Genomic DNA, 15,172 nt, shown 5'->3' with positions numbered 1-15,172 from the left:
GCACCCGGGCGGTGGTGTCGGTGCCGTCGGAGTCGGCGGCGGCGGCCGTCTCCTGGTGGGCGTCCTTCTTGTCGCCGGCCTTGGCGTCGCCCTTGGCGTCGTCGTCATCGGCGGCCGCCGCCGTGCCGTGGTGGTCGTCCGTAGCGGCGGCCAGCGCCAGCGTCGGGGCCGGGTTCTCCGGCTCATCCTGGCCCTCCTGCGGCACCTCGATCCAGCGGACGACCTCCTTGTTGGAGTACGTCTGGATCGCCTTGAAGACGAGCTGGTCGGTGTCCTCGGGCAGCGCGCCGAGCGAGAGCGGGAACTTCTGGAAGTAGCCGGGCTCGATGCCCTTGCCGTCGGCGGTCCAGGTGACCTTGGTGACGGCCTCGCCGATCTTCTCGCCGTGCATGCTGAGCGGCTTGTCCAGCTTGGTCCTGGTGACGTTCACGCTCCAGCCCGGCACCGGCTGCGGCATGACGGAGGCCAGCGGGTGGTCGGCCGGCAGGTTGACCTCGAGCTTGGTGGTGGAGGCGTTGTCGCGCTCGTTGGGCACCTTGAAGTTCACGGTGGCGTAGCCGCCCTTGGCCGCGGTGCCCTCCGGCTGCACGGTGACGTGCGCGAAGGCGGGGACCGACACGGCGAGGACGGTCGCGCCCGCCACGGCGACGGCGGCGGTGACACGGGAGGCGGTACGGGAGATCTGCATGCTGGGGAAACTCCGCTCTTGAGCGAGATCCGGTGCTGAGACCGGTGACGGTGAGGGGTGCGCGTGGCCCGTGGCAGAGCGCACGCGCGCGTGCCGCACGACGGCGGCCCCTCCCCTCCACGTACGTACGGGAGCGGTGGTCGCGTCAGGCGGCGAGGCGGAACGTGTCGGCGGGCGGGCCTCGCCGGATCACCGAGTGCTGGAGCGCGGCGGCCTGCGGTGCCGGTGCCTCGTCGCGGCCGGTGCGGCGCACGCGGGGGACGGGCCCGGTCGCGGGCAGCAGCCCGGCGTACAGGGCGCGGGTCAGCGCGAGGGCGGCGCGCAGGGAGCGGACGAGTGCGCCCTCCGCGACCCCGTGCGTCGACAGCTCGATCAGCCGCAGCACGGCCAGGTCGCCCCGGCGCAGCAGCCAGCCGAGAGCGAGCGCCGCCAGGAGGTGGCCGAGAAGCATCGGCAGCGAGGGCAGCCAGCCGCCCGACGAGCCGGCCATGTCGTAGGTGTGCCCGCCGGTGGACGCGTGGTCCGTGAAGCGGCCCGAGGCGTCGACGAGGCGCGCGTCGAGCAGCAGCCGGTAGGCGTGGCCGGGGGTGAGGCCGGCCGGGCCGGAGCCGCACAGCAGCTGCGCGGCCCGCTGGACCATCTCGTCGTCGGCCGCGCCCGGGTGCGCGACGCCCATCGATCCCATGGACCCCGCCGTGTGCTGGCCGAGGCCGAACAGCGTGTGCAGGGCCAGCTGGCCCAGGGCGAGGAGAGCCGCGATGGCGGGCACCGAGCGGGCCCGGCCGGCGAGCGGCGCCATGACCAGCAGGGAGCCCGCGAACCCGGCGCCGAGCGTCCACAGGGGGACGTTCACACAGGAGGCCATGGTGTGCCCGGCGGCGGCCAGCACGACACAGACCGCGGCGAAGACCGCGGCCCGCAGAAGCCGGACACGGGGTCCGGGCCGCGCCGTGCGCGGGTGAGGGGCACTCATGGCGGGGCTCATCATCGCACTGCGCCCGCCGCACCCCCGAGGCAGGGCCACCGGATCGCGCCAACGCCGGGCAGGGCGTAGGTCATACCCCGATTCGTCCCGGCGTACATCGGCCATTTGGGCGCCATCACGTCATCGGAGGGCTTACGGGCGCTCACGCACGGCAATACGTATCGGTATGTCGAGCCGCGGCCGGGAGGCTGGAGCATGAGCATCTGGTGGTCACTCCATCTGCGCCGCGACGCCGCGAGCGTCCCGCTCGCCCGGCGACTGCTGATCGGCACCATGGAGACGGCCGGTGTCGACCCCGATGTCTCCTACGACATCTGCGTGGCCCTGACCGAGGCGTGCGCCAACGCGGTGGAGCACGGCGGCGCCGCGCACGGGGACCGCTCGGAGGCGTACCGGGTGACCGCCTATCTGGACGGCGAGAAGTGCCGCATCGAGGTGGCCGACTCGGGTACGGGTGGCGCGCCCGCCCCGCAGACCCCGGGCGTCCGGATGGCTCGCGTGGACGCCGAGGACGGCCGGGGCCTGTGTCTGATCCGGGAGCTGACCGACCACTTCCACATCGGCGGCCGGCCGGGCCGCACCGGCACCGTGGTCAGCTTCGACAAGATGCTGAAGTGGAAGAAGGACCCCTCGCTGCTCACGGCGTGAGGGGTCCTTCACAGTCCTTCGCGAAGGGGCCGTGCGCGATGCCCGGCCCCTTCGTCGTGCCGTCAGCCCCTGAGCGACGCCATCCACGCCTCGACCTCGTCGGAGCGGCGCGGCAGCCCCGCCGACAGGTTCCGGTTGCCCTCGGCGGTGACGAGGATGTCGTCCTCGATCCGGACGCCGGTGCCCCGGTACTCCTCGGGCACGGTCAGGTCGTCGGCCTGGAAGTACAGGCCGGGCTCGACGGTGAGGACCATGCCGGGCTCCAGGGTGCCGTCGACGTACGCCTCGGTGCGGGCGACCGCGCAGTCGTGGACGTCCATGCCGAGCATGTGGCCGGTGCCGTGCAGGGTCCAGCGGCGCTGGAGGCCCAGCTCCAGGACGCGCTCGACCGGGCCCTCGACCAGACCCCACTCCACCAGCTTCTCGGCCAGCACCCGCTGGGCGGCGTCGTGGAAGTCACGGAACTTGGCGCCGGGCTTCACCGCCGCGATGCCGGCCTCCTGGGCCTCGTACACCGCGTCGTAGATCTTGCGCTGGAGGTCGGTGTAGGTGCCGTCGACCGGGAGGGTGCGGGTGACGTCGGCGGTGTAGAGGGAGTGGGTCTCCACGCCCGCGTCGAGCAGCAGCAGGTCGCCGGAGCGGACCGGGCCGTCGTTGCGCACCCAGTGCAGGGTGCAGGCGTGCGCGCCGGAGGCGCAGATCGACCCGTAGCCGATGTCGTTGCCCTCCACGCGCGCGCGGAGGAAGAAGGTGCCCTCGATGTAGCGCTCGGAGGTGGCCTCGGCCTTGTCGAGGACCTTCACCACGTCCTCGAAGCCGCGCACGGTGGAGTCGACGGCCTTCTGCAGCTCGCCGATCTCGAAGTCGTCCTTGACCAGGCGGGCCTCGGAGAGGAAGCCGCGCAGTTCCTCGTCGTGCTCGGCGGTGACCTTGTCGGTCAGGGCCGCCTCGATCGCGGCGTCGTGGCCGCGCACCACCCGCACCGGGCCGGTGGCCTCGCGCAGCGCGCCGGCCAGCTCGCGGACGTCGGAGGCCGGGATGCCGTACAGCGCCTCGGACTCGGTGAGGGAGTGGCGGCGGCCGACCCACAGCTCACCCTGGCCGGAGAGCCAGAACTCGCCGTTCGCACGGTCGGAGCGGGGCAGCAGGTAGACGGTCGCGTCGTGGCCGCCGCCGGTGGCGGGCTCCAGGACCAGGACGCCGTCCTCGGTCTGGTCGCCGGTGAGGTAGGCGTACTCGGTGGCGGCGCGGAAGGCGTACTCGGTGTCGTTCGAGCGGGTCTTCAGGTGGCCGGCCGGGATCACCATGCGCTCGCCCGGGAAGCGGGCGGACAGCGCGGCGCGACGGCGTGCGGTGTCGGCGGCCTGCGGGATCGGCGCCAGGTCACGCAGCTCGGTGTCGGCCCAGCCGGAGCGCATGTTCTCCGCCAGTTCGTCGGAGACACCGGGGTAGAGGCCGTTCTTGCGCTGCTTGATGGGCGCCGCGGCCTCCGCGGCCTCGTCGGCGTCGTCGGGAACGGCCGGGTTGAGCTCGTCGGACACTGATCCTCCTCGGTACGGCGTGAGATCTCCCCCAGAGGCACGCGGCGCTCGCGTCCATGCTCGGGCAGGGGGTGCCCACATCATCGTACGTTCGTACCGAAACCGGACCGGTCGTGTGCGTGCCGGTGCTCAGTCGAAGCGGGCCGCCAGCAGCACCACGTCCTCGTCGCCGTGGGCGGTGTCGCCCGGCAGGAGGGTGGCGAGGACATGGTCGGCGACGGCGCCCGGGTCGCCGCGCAGTGCCCGCGGCACGCCCGCCGCGGCCGAGTACAGGCGGGCGAAGGCCCGGTCCATGGGCTCGCCGGTACGGCGCGGCAGCCCGTCGGTGTAGAGGAGAACCGTCTCGCCGGACTCGACGCGGAACTCCACGCTGGGCGCCTCCCAGCAGGCGAGCATGCCGAGCGGGGCGGACAGGGAGGTCTCCACGTACTCGGTGCGCCGCTCCCCGGTCAGCAGCGGCGGGCTGTGCCCGGCGCCGGCCAGCGTGATCCGGCGCGCGGCGGGCTCGCAGTAGGCGAACAGGGCGGTGGCCGAGCGGGCGGGCTCGGCCAGCCGCAGCAGCAGCTCCAGGTCGGAGAGGACGGCGACCGGGTCCTCGCCCTCCATCACGGCGTACGCCCGCAGGGAGGCGCGGAGCCGGCCCATCGCGGCGACGGCGCCGGGCCCGCTGCCGGTGACCGATCCCACGGAGAGACCGAGGGCGGCGTCGGGCAGCGGCAGCGCGTCGTACCAGTCGCCGCCGCCGCGCGGGCCGGTGCGGTGCCGGACGGCGAGCTGGACACCGGGGACCCGGGGGAGCCGGGCGGGCAGCAGCTCCCCGGTGAGGTTCGCCGCGTACGCGCGCGTGCGCTCCACCTCCAGCAGCAGGGCGAGGTGTTCGGCGGCTTGGCGGAGGTAACGGCCGATCAGCTGCCGGTGGTGTTCGTCGGGGGCGGCCGGCTCGTCGTAGAGCCAGACGGCGGCGCCGAGGAGGGCGTGGTCGGTGGCCAGTGGCAGGGCGTGACCGGCCGCGTAGCCGAGGCGGGCGGCGACCTCGCGGTGGCGGGGGTCGAGGCCGGGCTCGGCGAGGAGGTCCGCGGTGCTGGTCAGCAGGGCCTCGCGGGGGACGGTCTCCAGGTGGCCGAGGTCGGCGCGGCCGAGGCCGTGGCCGACGGTGGTGCGGGGCCCGAGTCCGTCGCCGGGTTCCAGCACGACGAGACCGCGCCGGGCGCCCACGAGGGCGGCACCGGCGCGCAGCAGTTCCTCAAGTGCGGGCTCCAGCGCGGAGGTCGCGCACATCCGCTCGGTCAGCTCATGGAGGGTGGTGAGGTCGAAGACCCACCCGGCCAGCCGGTCCTGGAGCAGGCTGCCGGGAGCGTCCGGGGCGGCGGCGGGATGCGGGGCGTCTGCCGGGGCGTCCGGTGCGGGACCGGCTCCCGGGGCGGGGGGTGCGGGCGCGACAGTCTGGGCCGGAGTGGGAACCGTGGCATCGATTCCGGCCACTTTCGGAGGGTGGGGAGCGTTCATGGCTTCCGGCTCTCGGACCGGTGCGTCTTACTGAAAAGCATCGCAAACCCCCAGGTGATTCTGCGCCGCCAGCAGTGTCTCCACATGTACACGGACTCGTGAGGAGATGTCCAGCATTGTCCTGCGGGGATTCCTGGTGTTGGCGGCGCCGTGGAGGGATTGCCCGGAACCCCTTGCCCTACTGGCAAGTTGGCTTGAAACTGACTCGGGTGGAGCGTCATTGCGGTCGACTGGCCCTGCTCGACGGAGCGTCACCACGGTTGTGGGGGGTACGTACTCGAGAGAAGCCCAGGGGTGGCCGGAGGCCGCCCGGAACCTGGCGACGGACCCGGACGTCATAATCACCGACGGCCGGGCCCCATCCTCCCGCGGCGGAGGCGGAGAGAAACACGCGCGACGGCAAACGCCAGACTTCGCCACCCCCGTCCGTGTCCGTGCTCCGGAAGAACCGCACGTCGGACGCGTCCGATGTTCCACCCCTGGGGGTACCCCGCGCCGTGCGCGGGGGCGTGATGCGCCAACAGGTACGCACAGTGAAGTGATCCACACATGTTGTGATGTCCACGGTGTTGCCAGCGGTGCAACGGAAAGGAACGAGCGCTCATGCGCGAGATCCTCGGAAGGCGACGCGGGCTCCCGCCCCGGCGGGACGACGACGGCCCGGCGCTGATCGACGCGGCCACGACCTTCGCGGCGACATGGCGGTGGCCCGTACTGCCGGGCGCGGCCCCCGATCCGAAGGGCCCGGCCGGCTGCTCCTGCCCCGACCCGGCCTGTACGGTGCCCGGCGCCCACCCCGGTGACCCCGAGTTGCTCGCGGCCACTACCGACGCCCGCATGGTGCGCTGGTGGTGGACCAGCCGGCCGGACGCGCCGGTCATCCTGGCCACCGGCGGCCGGGCGCCCTGCGCGGTCAGCCTGCCGGCCGCCGCCGGGGCCCGCGCGCTCGCGCTGCTCGACCGGCGCGGCATGCGCCTCGGCCCCGTCGTCGCCGCCCCGCACCGCTGGGCGATCCTCGTGAAGCCCTACTCCATGGAGCAGTTGGGCGAACTGCTGTACGCCAAGGACTTCGTCCCCGGCTCGCTCCGCTTCCACGGCGAGGGCGGCTACCTCGCCCTCCCGCCCTCCGCGACCGGTCCGGGCGAGGTCCGCTGGGAGCGCGCCCCGCTGCCCGGCTCCGCCTCCCCGTGGCTGCCCGATGTGGAGGCCGTGGTGGACGCGGTGGTCGAGGCCCTCACTCGTACGGGTGTGAGCGCGCCCGAGTTGTAGGGGTGTCGGGGGTGAGTGGGGCCGGACGGCCGGGTGCGCTCGTTATCTTCCGGCCATGCTGCGAAATCACCGGCCCCGTGTGGACGGGCCGGTAGCCGGACCGCTCCGCACCTCCGTCCTGACGGCCCTCGTGGCGGCCACGCTGCTGCTGCCGCTGACCGTGGCGTCGGCGGGGCCGGTGGAGGGGGTGGTCCGGGCGGACGGGGCGGAACGGGCGGACGGGGTGGGCCGGGCGGTCTCCGCGGGGCGCGTGTCCGCGCACCCGGTTTCGGCGACTCCTTCGCCGGGCCGGATCACCACCGCCCGCTGCGGCCCCGAACTCGCCTCACCGGACGGGCTGGAGGCGCAGACCTGTGCGCTGACGCGGGGCGGTGACACCTGGGCGCGGGTCTACTACCGCAACACCACCGGCGAGGCCGTGGACGCGGGCCTGAGTCTGCTGGGGCCGGACGGGCGAGCCGTGCGCACGACGTGCGCCATCGGAGCTGACGACGCTCCCGCCACCTGTGAGACACCCCGTGAGCCGGCCCGGGGCCCGGTGGCCGCCTATACGGCCGTCTCCGAGTTCGCGGCCGGGACCGAGGGCCCGCTGCTGCTCCGCTCGGGCAGCAACTCCGCACATATGAATCAGAGTTGAGCATCAGCCAGGGCTGACGCCACGGAGTGCGGGCATGGAAAGACCCGGTTGCTGGCGACGGGGGATGCACCAGCAACCGGGCTGCTCGAACGGTAACAAGAGATCGGCGGTTCGCAAATTCGGTCCGGCCCGTTCGGACACCGATTCGCTTGTGGTTCCGAGGAGTTGTGACAGGAGTCACCTGTGCCGCGGTGCCGGTCCGGGTCAGCTGAGGGTGACCTGCCGGTTGGTGAGACCGCCGCGCGCCCGTCGCTCCTCCGGGGTGAGCGGTCCGGTGACCGCGAGGGCCGCGGCCAGCCGCTCGGCGAACTCCGCCGCCGGCTTCTCGATCTCCTCGGCGCCCACCCCGCTCGGCAGGTCCCAGACCGGCACGGTCAGACCGTGCGCGCGGAAGGAGCCGACCAGCCGGGTGCCCTCGCCCAGGCTGGACGTGCCCGCCGCGTGCAGCCGGGCCAGCGCGTCCAGCAGGTGCTCCTCCTCGTGCGGCATGACCCAGCGCAGGTGGTTCTTCTCCGGGGTCTCGCACCAGTAGGCGGCGTCCACGCCCGACAGCTTCACGGTGGGGATCGCGGCGGAGTTGGCCCGCTCCAGGGAGGCGGCCACCTCCGGCGTGGCGTTGTCCGCGTCCGGCACCCAGAACTCGAAGCCGCTGTGCACGACCGGCTCGAAGGCACCCTCGGTGTCCAGCAGGTCCTGCAGCCGGGGCGCGTCGGAGGGGGCGCGGCGGCCCTCCACCGGGGTGCCCGGCTCGGCGACCAGGGCCCGCTGGAGGGTGTCGGCGAGGTCACGGCTGATGTCGCCGGAGGCGGTGTCGTTCTGCAGGCCCAGCAGCACCGAGCCGTCGTCGCGGCGCAGCGCGGGCCACGCCATCGGCAGCACGGTGGCCAGCGTGACCGAGGGGACGTCCGCGGGCAGGCCGTCCTTCAGGGTCAGCTCGACGGTGGCGGCCGGGACCAGCTCGCGCAGCGCCACCCAGTCGCCCTCGCCCGGCAGGTCCTCGAACGGGCGCTGCACCAGCTCGGTCACCGCGTGCGCGGCCGCCCGGCCGTGGCACGCCTTGTAGCGGCGGCCGCTGCCGCAGGGGCACGCCTCGCGGGCGCCGACGACCGGAACCTCGCCCTCGGCCCCGTGCGGCTGCGGGCGCCTGCCCTTGGTCTGGGGTCGCTTCTTGGCCATCGTGGCTGTCTCCCGGTAATGGCTGGTCTCGTACGGCGGGAGCCTAGTCGTTCGGGCCACGGGCGACGGGAACCTGTGGACGACGCGGGCGAGGGCGGGCGGTGCCTGTGGACAACCGCTCCCTCCGGGCCGCCCGTTCAGTCCAGGATCTCGAACGCGTCCGTGAAGCCGCGGTCGACCGGCGCGGCGACCGGTGCGGGCGTGGTGACGCGCGTAGCGAAGGATTCGCGAGGGCCGCCGGCATCGGGATCGTGCACGTCCGCGTGGACCACCACCCAGACCGTGACCTCGCCCGGCACGTCGTCCCGTACGCCCCAGTCGTCGGCGAGCGCGTCGATGATGCTCAGGCCCCGGCCGCCGTGCGCGGTGACGGAGGGGGTGGCCGGGGCGGGGCGGGTCGGGCCGCCGCCGTCGGTGACCTCCACGATGAGCCGTCCGCGCGGGTCGATCCGCCAGTCCGCGCGCACCGCGCCGTCCCCGGTCCCGCCCAGGGGGCGCCCGTGGCGGCACGCGTTGCTCAGCAGCTCCGACAGCACCAGCACGGCGTCGTCCACCACCGGTTCGGGGACCCCGCCGCCGCGCAGTTGCGCACGCATCCGGTGCCTCGCCTTCCCCACGCCGGCCGGGCCGTGAGCCACGGCCATGCTCGACGACGCGGGCACTTCCTGTGCCACCACCACCGCCACCCCCGAGACCTCCTTCGCCCCACGCCACGGTGTGGATGCCCCATCGGCCTGAACCGGAAACCGGCCAGTCTCGTTCCGGCGACGCACTCGCCGTTCCTCGCGGGAGACGAGCGCGCCGGAGCACTCCCCGAGGCGTGGGACGGTCAGCGGCCGAGGCGGCTCAGCACCTCGCGCGGACGGTTGGTGATGATGGCGTCGACGCCCAGTTCGACACAGAGGTCCACGTCGGCGGCCTCGTTCACCGTCCACACGTGCACCTGGTGGCCGGCCTCCTTGAGCCGCCGTACGTACGCGGGGTGGCTGCGGGCGATACGGACCGAGGGGCCCGCGATCGTGACGCCCTCGGGGAGGCGTCCGTCGCGCAGCCGGGGCGTGACGAACTGGGCGAGCAGGACCAGGGGCAGGGCCGGGGCGGCCGCGTGCACGCGGTGCAGGGAGCGGGCGGAGAAGCTCATCACGCGGACCGGGGAGGCTTCGGGGGAGGCGGGGGCGTGCAGCCCGTACCGGCGCAGCAGGTCGAGCAGCCGTTCCTCGACCTGGCCGGCCCAGCGGGTGGGGTGCTTGGTCTCGATGGCCAGCTCCACCCGGCGCCCGGCGTCGGCGACCAGTCGCAGCAGGCGTTCCAGGGTGAGCACCGAGGTCTCCTCGCGGTCCTCGGGCCGGTACTCCCAGTCGGGTTCCTCGTCCCGGCCCGCGCGCCCCTTCCAGGAGCCGAAGTCGAGGGCCGAGAGGTCGGACAGCTCCAGCGCGGAGACGGCGCCGCGGCCGTTGGAGGTGCGGTTCACCCGGCGGTCGTGGACACAGACCAGATGTCCGTCGGCGGTGAGCCGTACATCGCACTCCAGGGCGTCCGCGCCGTCCTCGATGGCCTTGCGGTAGGCGGCGAGGGTGTGTTCGGGCGCGTCCTCGGAGGCTCCACGGTGGGCGACGACCTGGACGGTGTGGTGTGGTGCGTGGGTCACCGCGTCATGGTGCCACCGACCTGGGGTTGTGCGGGGCGTGCGAGGAGGCATGCGCCGGGGAGGGACGCGCCACTGCGCGGGCCTGCGCGCATACTTATCTGACTTTTGCCTGAGAAGTCTTATATAAAGAGTGCTCACGAACCCACAGGGACCGCTTACGGTGCCCTGACGGCCCGTGGGAAAAGCTGAGTGCGTACAACAGGAACACACGCGGGACCATGCGCGGTCCGCTCGCGCCGGTCCGTGCGTCTCGGGTGACGGGCATGCGCGCGGCCACGGGCATGACCGACCATGAACCGAAGCGACCCGTACGGACTCTTATGTGACCCACATGTGATCCGTATGTGACGCGAAGTGACCGGTGGCGACCGACCATGGTCGGGTGCGACCGGGCGTGACCGACGACATCAGCCGTGGATCGAGGAGAGAAGAGCTGTGAGCACCGAGAACGAGGGCAACGCGGTACCCCCCGCCCCGTCCGCACCTCCTGTGCCGGTGGCATCTCCCGCTCCCCCGCAGGGTGACGCGGGTGCGACGGCTCAGCTTCCGCCGGTGCCCCCCGGCCCGCCGGAGCAGCATCCGTACGGACCCGGCGCCACGCAGTCCTACGGCGCGCCCGAGGGCTCCTGGCCGCCCCCGCCGCCGCCCGGCACGCCGGGTTACGGCGACGCCGGCGCGGGTGGCGCGGGCGGCGGCTGGGGTGCCTCCTACCAGCAGCCGGCGCCCAAGCCGGCCGGCGATGGGCGCGGCGGGCTGATCGCCGCGGTGCTGGTGGCCGCGCTGGTCGCGGGTGGTCTGGGCGGCGGCCTCGGCTACACCCTGGCCAAGGACCACGACGGCCAGGGCTCCACCACCGTCAACGCCGCCGACAACGGCGCCGCCCAGGTCAAGAGGGCGCCGGGCACGATCGCGGGCGTGGCCTCCAAGGCGCTGCCCAGCACGGTGACCATCGAGGCGGAGAACAACAGCGGCGAGGGCGGTACAGGTACCGGGTTCGTCTTCGACACCCAGGGCCACATCGTCACCAACAACCACGTGGTCGCCGAGGCGGTCGACGGCGGCAAGCTGTCGGCCACCTTCCCGGACGGCCGCAAGTACGACGCCGAGGTCGTGGGCCACGCCCAGGGCTACGACGTGGCCGTCATCAAGCTGAAGAACGCCCCCTCCGACCTCAAGCCGCTCTCCCTCGGCAACTCCGACCAGGTCGCGGTGGGCGACGAGACGATCGCCATCGGCGCCCCCTTCGGGCTGTCCAACACGGTGACCACCGGCATCATCAGCGCCAAGAACCGCCCCGTGGCCTCCAGCGACGGCAGCTCCAGCAGCAAGGCGTCCTACATGAGCGCCCTGCAGACCGACGCGTCGATCAACCCGGGCAACTCCGGCGGCCCCTTGCTGAGCGCCTCCGGCGCGGTGATCGGCATCAACTCCGCCATCCAGTCCACCAGCGGCGGCAGCTTCGGCTCCGGCCAGTCCGGCTCGATCGGCCTCGGTTTCGCCATCCCGATCAACCAGGCCAAGTACGTCGCCCAGCAGCTGATCAAGAACGGCAAGCCGGTGTACGCCAAGATCGGCGCCTCGGTCTCCCTGGAGGACTCCACCGACGGCGCGAAGATCACCGACCAGGGCACGGGCGGCGCGGCCGCGGTCGAGCCGAGCGGCCCCGCCGCCGCGGCCGGCCTGAAGCCGGGCGACGTCATCATCAAGCTGGACGACTCCGTGATCGACAGCGGCCCCACCCTGATCGGCGAGATCTGGACCCACAAGCCCGGCGACAAGGTCCAGGTCACCTACACCCGCGGCGGCGACCGGCACACCGTCGACCTGACCCTGGGCTCCCGCGTGGGCGACAGCTGAGCCGGTTCCCCCGCCCACTCCCCTCTCCCGGTACGCTGTACCCCGCTCCGCCCCAGGTGGGCGGCTGCGGGGAGGCGTGCCCGAGCGGCCTAAGGGAACGGTCTTGAAAACCGTCGTGGCAGCGATGTCACCGTGGGTTCAAATCCCACCGCCTCCGCAGAGGTAGTGAACAGAAGGGGTGCCCCTCGTCGGGGGCACCCCTTCCGTGTCGGGGGCGGGCCTACCGGGGCAGTAGCTCGATCTCGATGGCGAGCGCGCCGAGTGCTTCCTTCTCCGCCGGATAGATCTCGCGGATGCGGGCGAGTTGCCGCTCGCGGGCGGAGGCCGGGTCGACGTTCGCCGGGCCCTCCCCGTCGAGCAGATCCTCGAACGACCTGTACTCCGTGACCCGTCTCACCAGGACGTCGCAGGTCTCGTCCGTGCCCTTGATGCGGAAGCGGATGACGCCGCCGGCGGCCAGGTCTTCGAGGTGGGGGTACTTCACCCGTACCTCGATCGTCTTCCGGCCGGCGGCGACGAGGTCGAAGTATCGGCGGTAGAGGTTCAGTTCGCGGAAGCGCGCGGCGGCTGTCTCCGTCATCGGGCGGGAACGCTCCCAGCTGTCGCGGTGGACATGAGCCGACCGAGTTCACCGGCCGAGTTCACCGGCCGAGTACGAGCGGAGGACGCTACGCCCGTACCGACGAGGCGCCCCGTCCGCGTGCCCGGGGCTAAGCCTTCGCGTCCTGCGGGTACCAGCGCAGCTCGATCGTGTTGGTGTCCGGGTCCTGGACGTAGACCGACGTCGCCTCGCCCCGCGCGCCCGAGCGCTGGACCGGGCCCTCCAGGACGGTGAAGCGGCCGGAGGCGATGACCTCCGTCCACTCCAGGGGGTCCACGACCAGGCAGAAGTGGTCGACGTTGGAGTCGCGGCGGGCGCCCTCGACGATGTCGATGATGGTGTCCGGGGTGATGCGGACGGAGGGGAAGGGGACCTCGCCGGCCCGCCATTCGTCGACGTTCTCGGGGTGCAGGCCGAGCAGTGTCGTGTAGAAACCCAGGGAGCGTTCGACGTCGGCGACGTTGAGGACCAGGTGGTCGAATGCCTTGACGTGCGGCGCGGTCACTTTTTCCTCCGGAGGTGGTGGGAGCGGGGACGCTTCTACGATCCGCCGGGGCCGGGGACCCATCAAGTGCTGATCTTCCTAGGGTCGTTGAGCCCGACTGAACGCCCGGGAAACGCGTGCGGGAACGGATCGAGACCGAGTCGATCCTGACACTCGCGCAGGAGCTGCACCTCGGGGGTACCGCCGAGCGGGTCAGCCAGGTGACCGGAGGCTGGAGCGGGGGATCGGGGGTCCGCTGTTCGAGCGGACCAGCAGGAGTGCGCGGCTCACCGCGGTCGGGCAACGGCTCGCCGGCGACCTCGTCCCCCTGGTCGACGGCATGGCGGACGCGCTCCGCCGGGCCGCCGACGCCAGCCGTGGGATCACCGGGGAACCGCACGTCGCCTTCCTCGGGGAGTGGACGGCCCTCGCGCCGCTGAAGGCGGTCGGGCTGTTCCGCGGGCGGCACCCCGAGTGCCGGTCCGTCGTGCGGGAGGCGCGGCTCTCCGACTCGCGCGCGAGCCTGCTCGACGGCTCCGTGGACGTGCTGACGGGGGAGGGGCGGGTCCCGGCCCGACATCCTCTCGCGGGCGAGGAGTCCGTGTCGCTCAAGGCGCTCGCGGACCACCCCGTCGTGCAGTACCCGGCGGTCACCTCCGCCGCCTTCGAACGGGACCGCACCCCGGACCGCACCCCTCGGGCCGCCCGGTGCCGAAGGGCCCGTCCGGAGCCTCGTTCTCCGAGATGCTGACCCTGGTCGCCTTGGTCGCCTTGGTCGCCTTGGTCGCCTTGGTCGCCCCGGGTCTCGGCGTCCTCCCGGCGGGCGAGCACGCGGCCGACGTGGCACGCCCGTAGCGGCGGCGGCGCCCCCGCCGGCGAGTCGAACGGGCCCCCGGGAGACCCCCTGGCCCACCCCTAGCTCCCGCCTCCCGCCCGCCGTGCCGCCGAGGCCAGCGTCGCGCGCGCCTCCGGCTCGGGCAGCCCGGTGTCCAGCGCCGCATCCAGCAGCGCCCCCGCCAGCGCGGCCCCCATGCCCTGTTCCCAGGCTCGGCAAGCCGCCCAGAAGAGACGGGTGTTGCGCTCGCCCTCGGACGCGGTGCGGACGAAGTGGACGAGGGCCGCGCCCCCGCCGGCGGCGGAGGCCCGCGAAGGGCGGTGCGGCGGAGGCAGGAGCAGGTGCAGCAGGGCCGGGGGACAGGGCGCCGGGCGGAGCCGGGCCGTGCCCGGCGCCGTCACGTACGTACCGCGCGTGCCGCGTGAGCCGGGGCCGACCAGGTAGCCGCCGGCGCCCCGGATGTCGATGCCGGGCGCCAGCCGGCTCACCGAGTTGGGGACGGCCACGTCGGGCGGGCCGGTCAGCCACAGGTGGCGGCCGCCGCTCGGGGTGAGGACGACGACCGTCTCAGGGACGGTGAACCCGTGCCGCACGGCCAGGGCGCGCAGCGCGGCCGGGGAGTCCGTGCCCGGCTTGGCGTCCAGGTCGACGCCGATCAGCTGGTGCGGGGGCAGCCCGCAGGCGATGCCGTACCCGGTGGCCCAAGGCGCCGCGGCGAACAGCGCGCGCACGCGGGCGGGGTCCGCGGAGGCGTCGTGCACCCCGTGCCCGAAGCGGCCGCACTCACCGTGGCAGGGCGGACGCGCGGGGTCGGCCCGGTGCGGGGAGCGCAGCGCCGGGAGCTTCCGCCGGGACAGGGGGATGACGGCCAGACCGCGCTCGGCGGCTGACAGCGCGTGGGCGAGCGCCGGCGTCGTGGCCTGCCGGTCGGAGGTGGCCATGACTCCATAGTCGTACACATGTTCGGGTGTGGAAAGTGGGCATGGCTGTCCGGTGTGCGAAGAAGTGGAAGAAAAGTAGCGATGGGGGTTTATCGACTTGTCATCACGCTTGCGTGGTAATCGGAGCCTCTGGAGAGATTGGCGCGGAACGCGGCGGGCAGTACTCGGGTGCGACGTCGCGGAGGGAGTCGGGGTGGGTCGCCAACCGCCCGGACTCGAAGAACAGTTGGTTCAGGAGGAAGAGATGGACAGCAGTCACCGCGGACCTCTCCGGTGAGCCCGGGGCGGGGTCCCTGGGGAGGGGCTCCGCCGGGGTGTGCTTCGGGGTCATGACAGCGGCGCGGCCGGCACTTCGG

The 15,172-nt window shown here is 73.3% G+C and carries 15 protein-coding genes and 1 tRNA gene; 6 read left to right on the top strand and 10 right to left on the bottom strand.

All coding sequences use genetic code 11. From position 1 onward, the window contains the following. Both ACFWN1_RS24360 and ACFWN1_RS24355 read right to left on the bottom strand, forming a co-directional pair. Positions 1-688: YcnI family protein (locus ACFWN1_RS24360; RefSeq protein ID WP_384365703.1), on the bottom strand; the 688-nt coding region annotated here is incomplete at its 3' end. Positions 689-833: 145 nt separating this feature from the next. Beyond that, entirely contained in the window at positions 834-1,661 is an 828-nt protein-coding gene (locus tag ACFWN1_RS24355) for a hypothetical protein (RefSeq protein ID WP_384365701.1), read from the bottom strand. Positions 1,662-1,868: 207 nt separating this feature from the next. Here ACFWN1_RS24355 and ACFWN1_RS24350 point away from each other — a divergent pair, with 207 nt between their 5' ends. Continuing rightward, on the top strand, positions 1,869-2,321 hold the full coding sequence (locus ACFWN1_RS24350) for an ATP-binding protein (protein WP_384365698.1): 453 nt from the start codon (positions 1,869-1,871) through the stop codon (positions 2,319-2,321). A gap of 62 nt (positions 2,322-2,383) precedes the next feature. Here ACFWN1_RS24350 and ACFWN1_RS24345 read toward each other — a convergent pair whose 3' ends face one another. Both ACFWN1_RS24345 and ACFWN1_RS24340 read right to left on the bottom strand, forming a co-directional pair. Next, complete coding sequence (locus ACFWN1_RS24345) at positions 2,384-3,862, bottom strand: aminopeptidase P family protein (protein ID WP_384365695.1); 1,479 nt, start codon at positions 3,860-3,862, stop codon at positions 2,384-2,386. A 129-nt stretch (positions 3,863-3,991) separates the two neighbouring features. After that, positions 3,992-5,368, bottom strand: a complete 1,377-nt coding sequence (locus tag ACFWN1_RS24340) for a PP2C family protein-serine/threonine phosphatase (RefSeq protein ID WP_384365692.1) — start codon at positions 5,366-5,368, stop codon at positions 3,992-3,994. Between the two features lie 603 nt (positions 5,369-5,971). On the opposite strand from ACFWN1_RS24340, the gene ACFWN1_RS24335 reads away from it, so the two are divergent. Beyond that, on the top strand, positions 5,972-6,637 hold the full coding sequence (locus ACFWN1_RS24335) for a bifunctional DNA primase/polymerase (protein ID WP_384365689.1): 666 nt from the start codon (positions 5,972-5,974) through the stop codon (positions 6,635-6,637). 55 nt (positions 6,638-6,692) lie between these two features. After that, positions 6,693-7,274 (top strand): hypothetical protein, encoded by a 582-nt coding sequence (locus ACFWN1_RS24330; protein WP_384365686.1) that lies wholly within the window; start codon positions 6,693-6,695, stop codon positions 7,272-7,274. A gap of 204 nt (positions 7,275-7,478) precedes the next feature. Here ACFWN1_RS24330 and ACFWN1_RS24325 read toward each other — a convergent pair whose 3' ends face one another. The 3 genes from ACFWN1_RS24325 to ACFWN1_RS24315 all read right to left on the bottom strand — a co-directional run bounded on the left by ACFWN1_RS24325 (position 7,479) and on the right by ACFWN1_RS24315 (position 10,098). Further along, the gene (locus ACFWN1_RS24325; RefSeq protein WP_384365683.1) at positions 7,479-8,450 is read right to left on the bottom strand and encodes a DUF5926 family protein; all 972 of its coding nucleotides are present in this window, start codon (positions 8,448-8,450) and stop codon (positions 7,479-7,481) included. Positions 8,451-8,587: 137 nt separating this feature from the next. Next, positions 8,588-9,223: an ATP-binding protein gene (locus ACFWN1_RS24320; protein WP_384365680.1), complete on the bottom strand. Its 636-nt coding sequence runs from the start codon at positions 9,221-9,223 to the stop codon at positions 8,588-8,590. 56 nt (positions 9,224-9,279) lie between these two features. Continuing rightward, positions 9,280-10,098: a glycerophosphodiester phosphodiesterase gene (locus ACFWN1_RS24315; RefSeq protein ID WP_384365677.1), complete on the bottom strand. Its 819-nt coding sequence runs from the start codon at positions 10,096-10,098 to the stop codon at positions 9,280-9,282. A 435-nt stretch (positions 10,099-10,533) separates the two neighbouring features. On the opposite strand from ACFWN1_RS24315, the gene ACFWN1_RS24310 reads away from it, so the two are divergent. Then, on the top strand, positions 10,534-11,955 hold the full coding sequence (locus ACFWN1_RS24310; protein WP_384365674.1) for a S1C family serine protease: 1,422 nt from the start codon (positions 10,534-10,536) through the stop codon (positions 11,953-11,955). Between the two features lie 70 nt (positions 11,956-12,025). Continuing rightward, positions 12,026-12,112, top strand: a tRNA-Ser gene (locus ACFWN1_RS24305). Between the two features lie 63 nt (positions 12,113-12,175). On the opposite strand, the gene ACFWN1_RS24300 is transcribed toward ACFWN1_RS24305, so the two are convergent. Together ACFWN1_RS24300 and ACFWN1_RS24295 are read right to left on the bottom strand one after the other, a co-directional pair. After that, the gene (locus tag ACFWN1_RS24300) at positions 12,176-12,535 is read right to left on the bottom strand and encodes an ASCH domain-containing protein (RefSeq protein ID WP_384365671.1); all 360 of its coding nucleotides are present in this window, start codon (positions 12,533-12,535) and stop codon (positions 12,176-12,178) included. A 130-nt stretch (positions 12,536-12,665) separates the two neighbouring features. Then, positions 12,666-13,061, bottom strand: a complete 396-nt coding sequence (locus tag ACFWN1_RS24295; protein ID WP_384365668.1) for a VOC family protein — start codon at positions 13,059-13,061, stop codon at positions 12,666-12,668. Between the two features lie 319 nt (positions 13,062-13,380). Here ACFWN1_RS24295 and ACFWN1_RS24290 point away from each other — a divergent pair, with 319 nt between their 5' ends. Next, positions 13,381-13,791, top strand: coding sequence for a hypothetical protein (locus ACFWN1_RS24290; RefSeq protein WP_384365665.1), 411 nt, complete (start codon positions 13,381-13,383; stop codon positions 13,789-13,791). Between the two features lie 164 nt (positions 13,792-13,955). Here ACFWN1_RS24290 and ACFWN1_RS24285 read toward each other — a convergent pair whose 3' ends face one another. Beyond that, complete coding sequence (locus ACFWN1_RS24285; RefSeq protein WP_384365662.1) at positions 13,956-14,816, bottom strand: bifunctional DNA primase/polymerase; 861 nt, start codon at positions 14,814-14,816, stop codon at positions 13,956-13,958. Positions 14,817-15,172: the final 356 nt, after the last annotated feature.

Origin of the sequence: Streptomyces sp. NPDC058459 (assembly GCF_042721685.1) — a bacterium.
Taxonomy (GTDB): domain Bacteria; phylum Actinomycetota; class Actinomycetes; order Streptomycetales; family Streptomycetaceae; genus Streptomyces.
The sequence above is the reverse complement of the archived record's forward strand: the minus strand, read 5'-3'. Positions and strand labels throughout refer to the sequence as shown.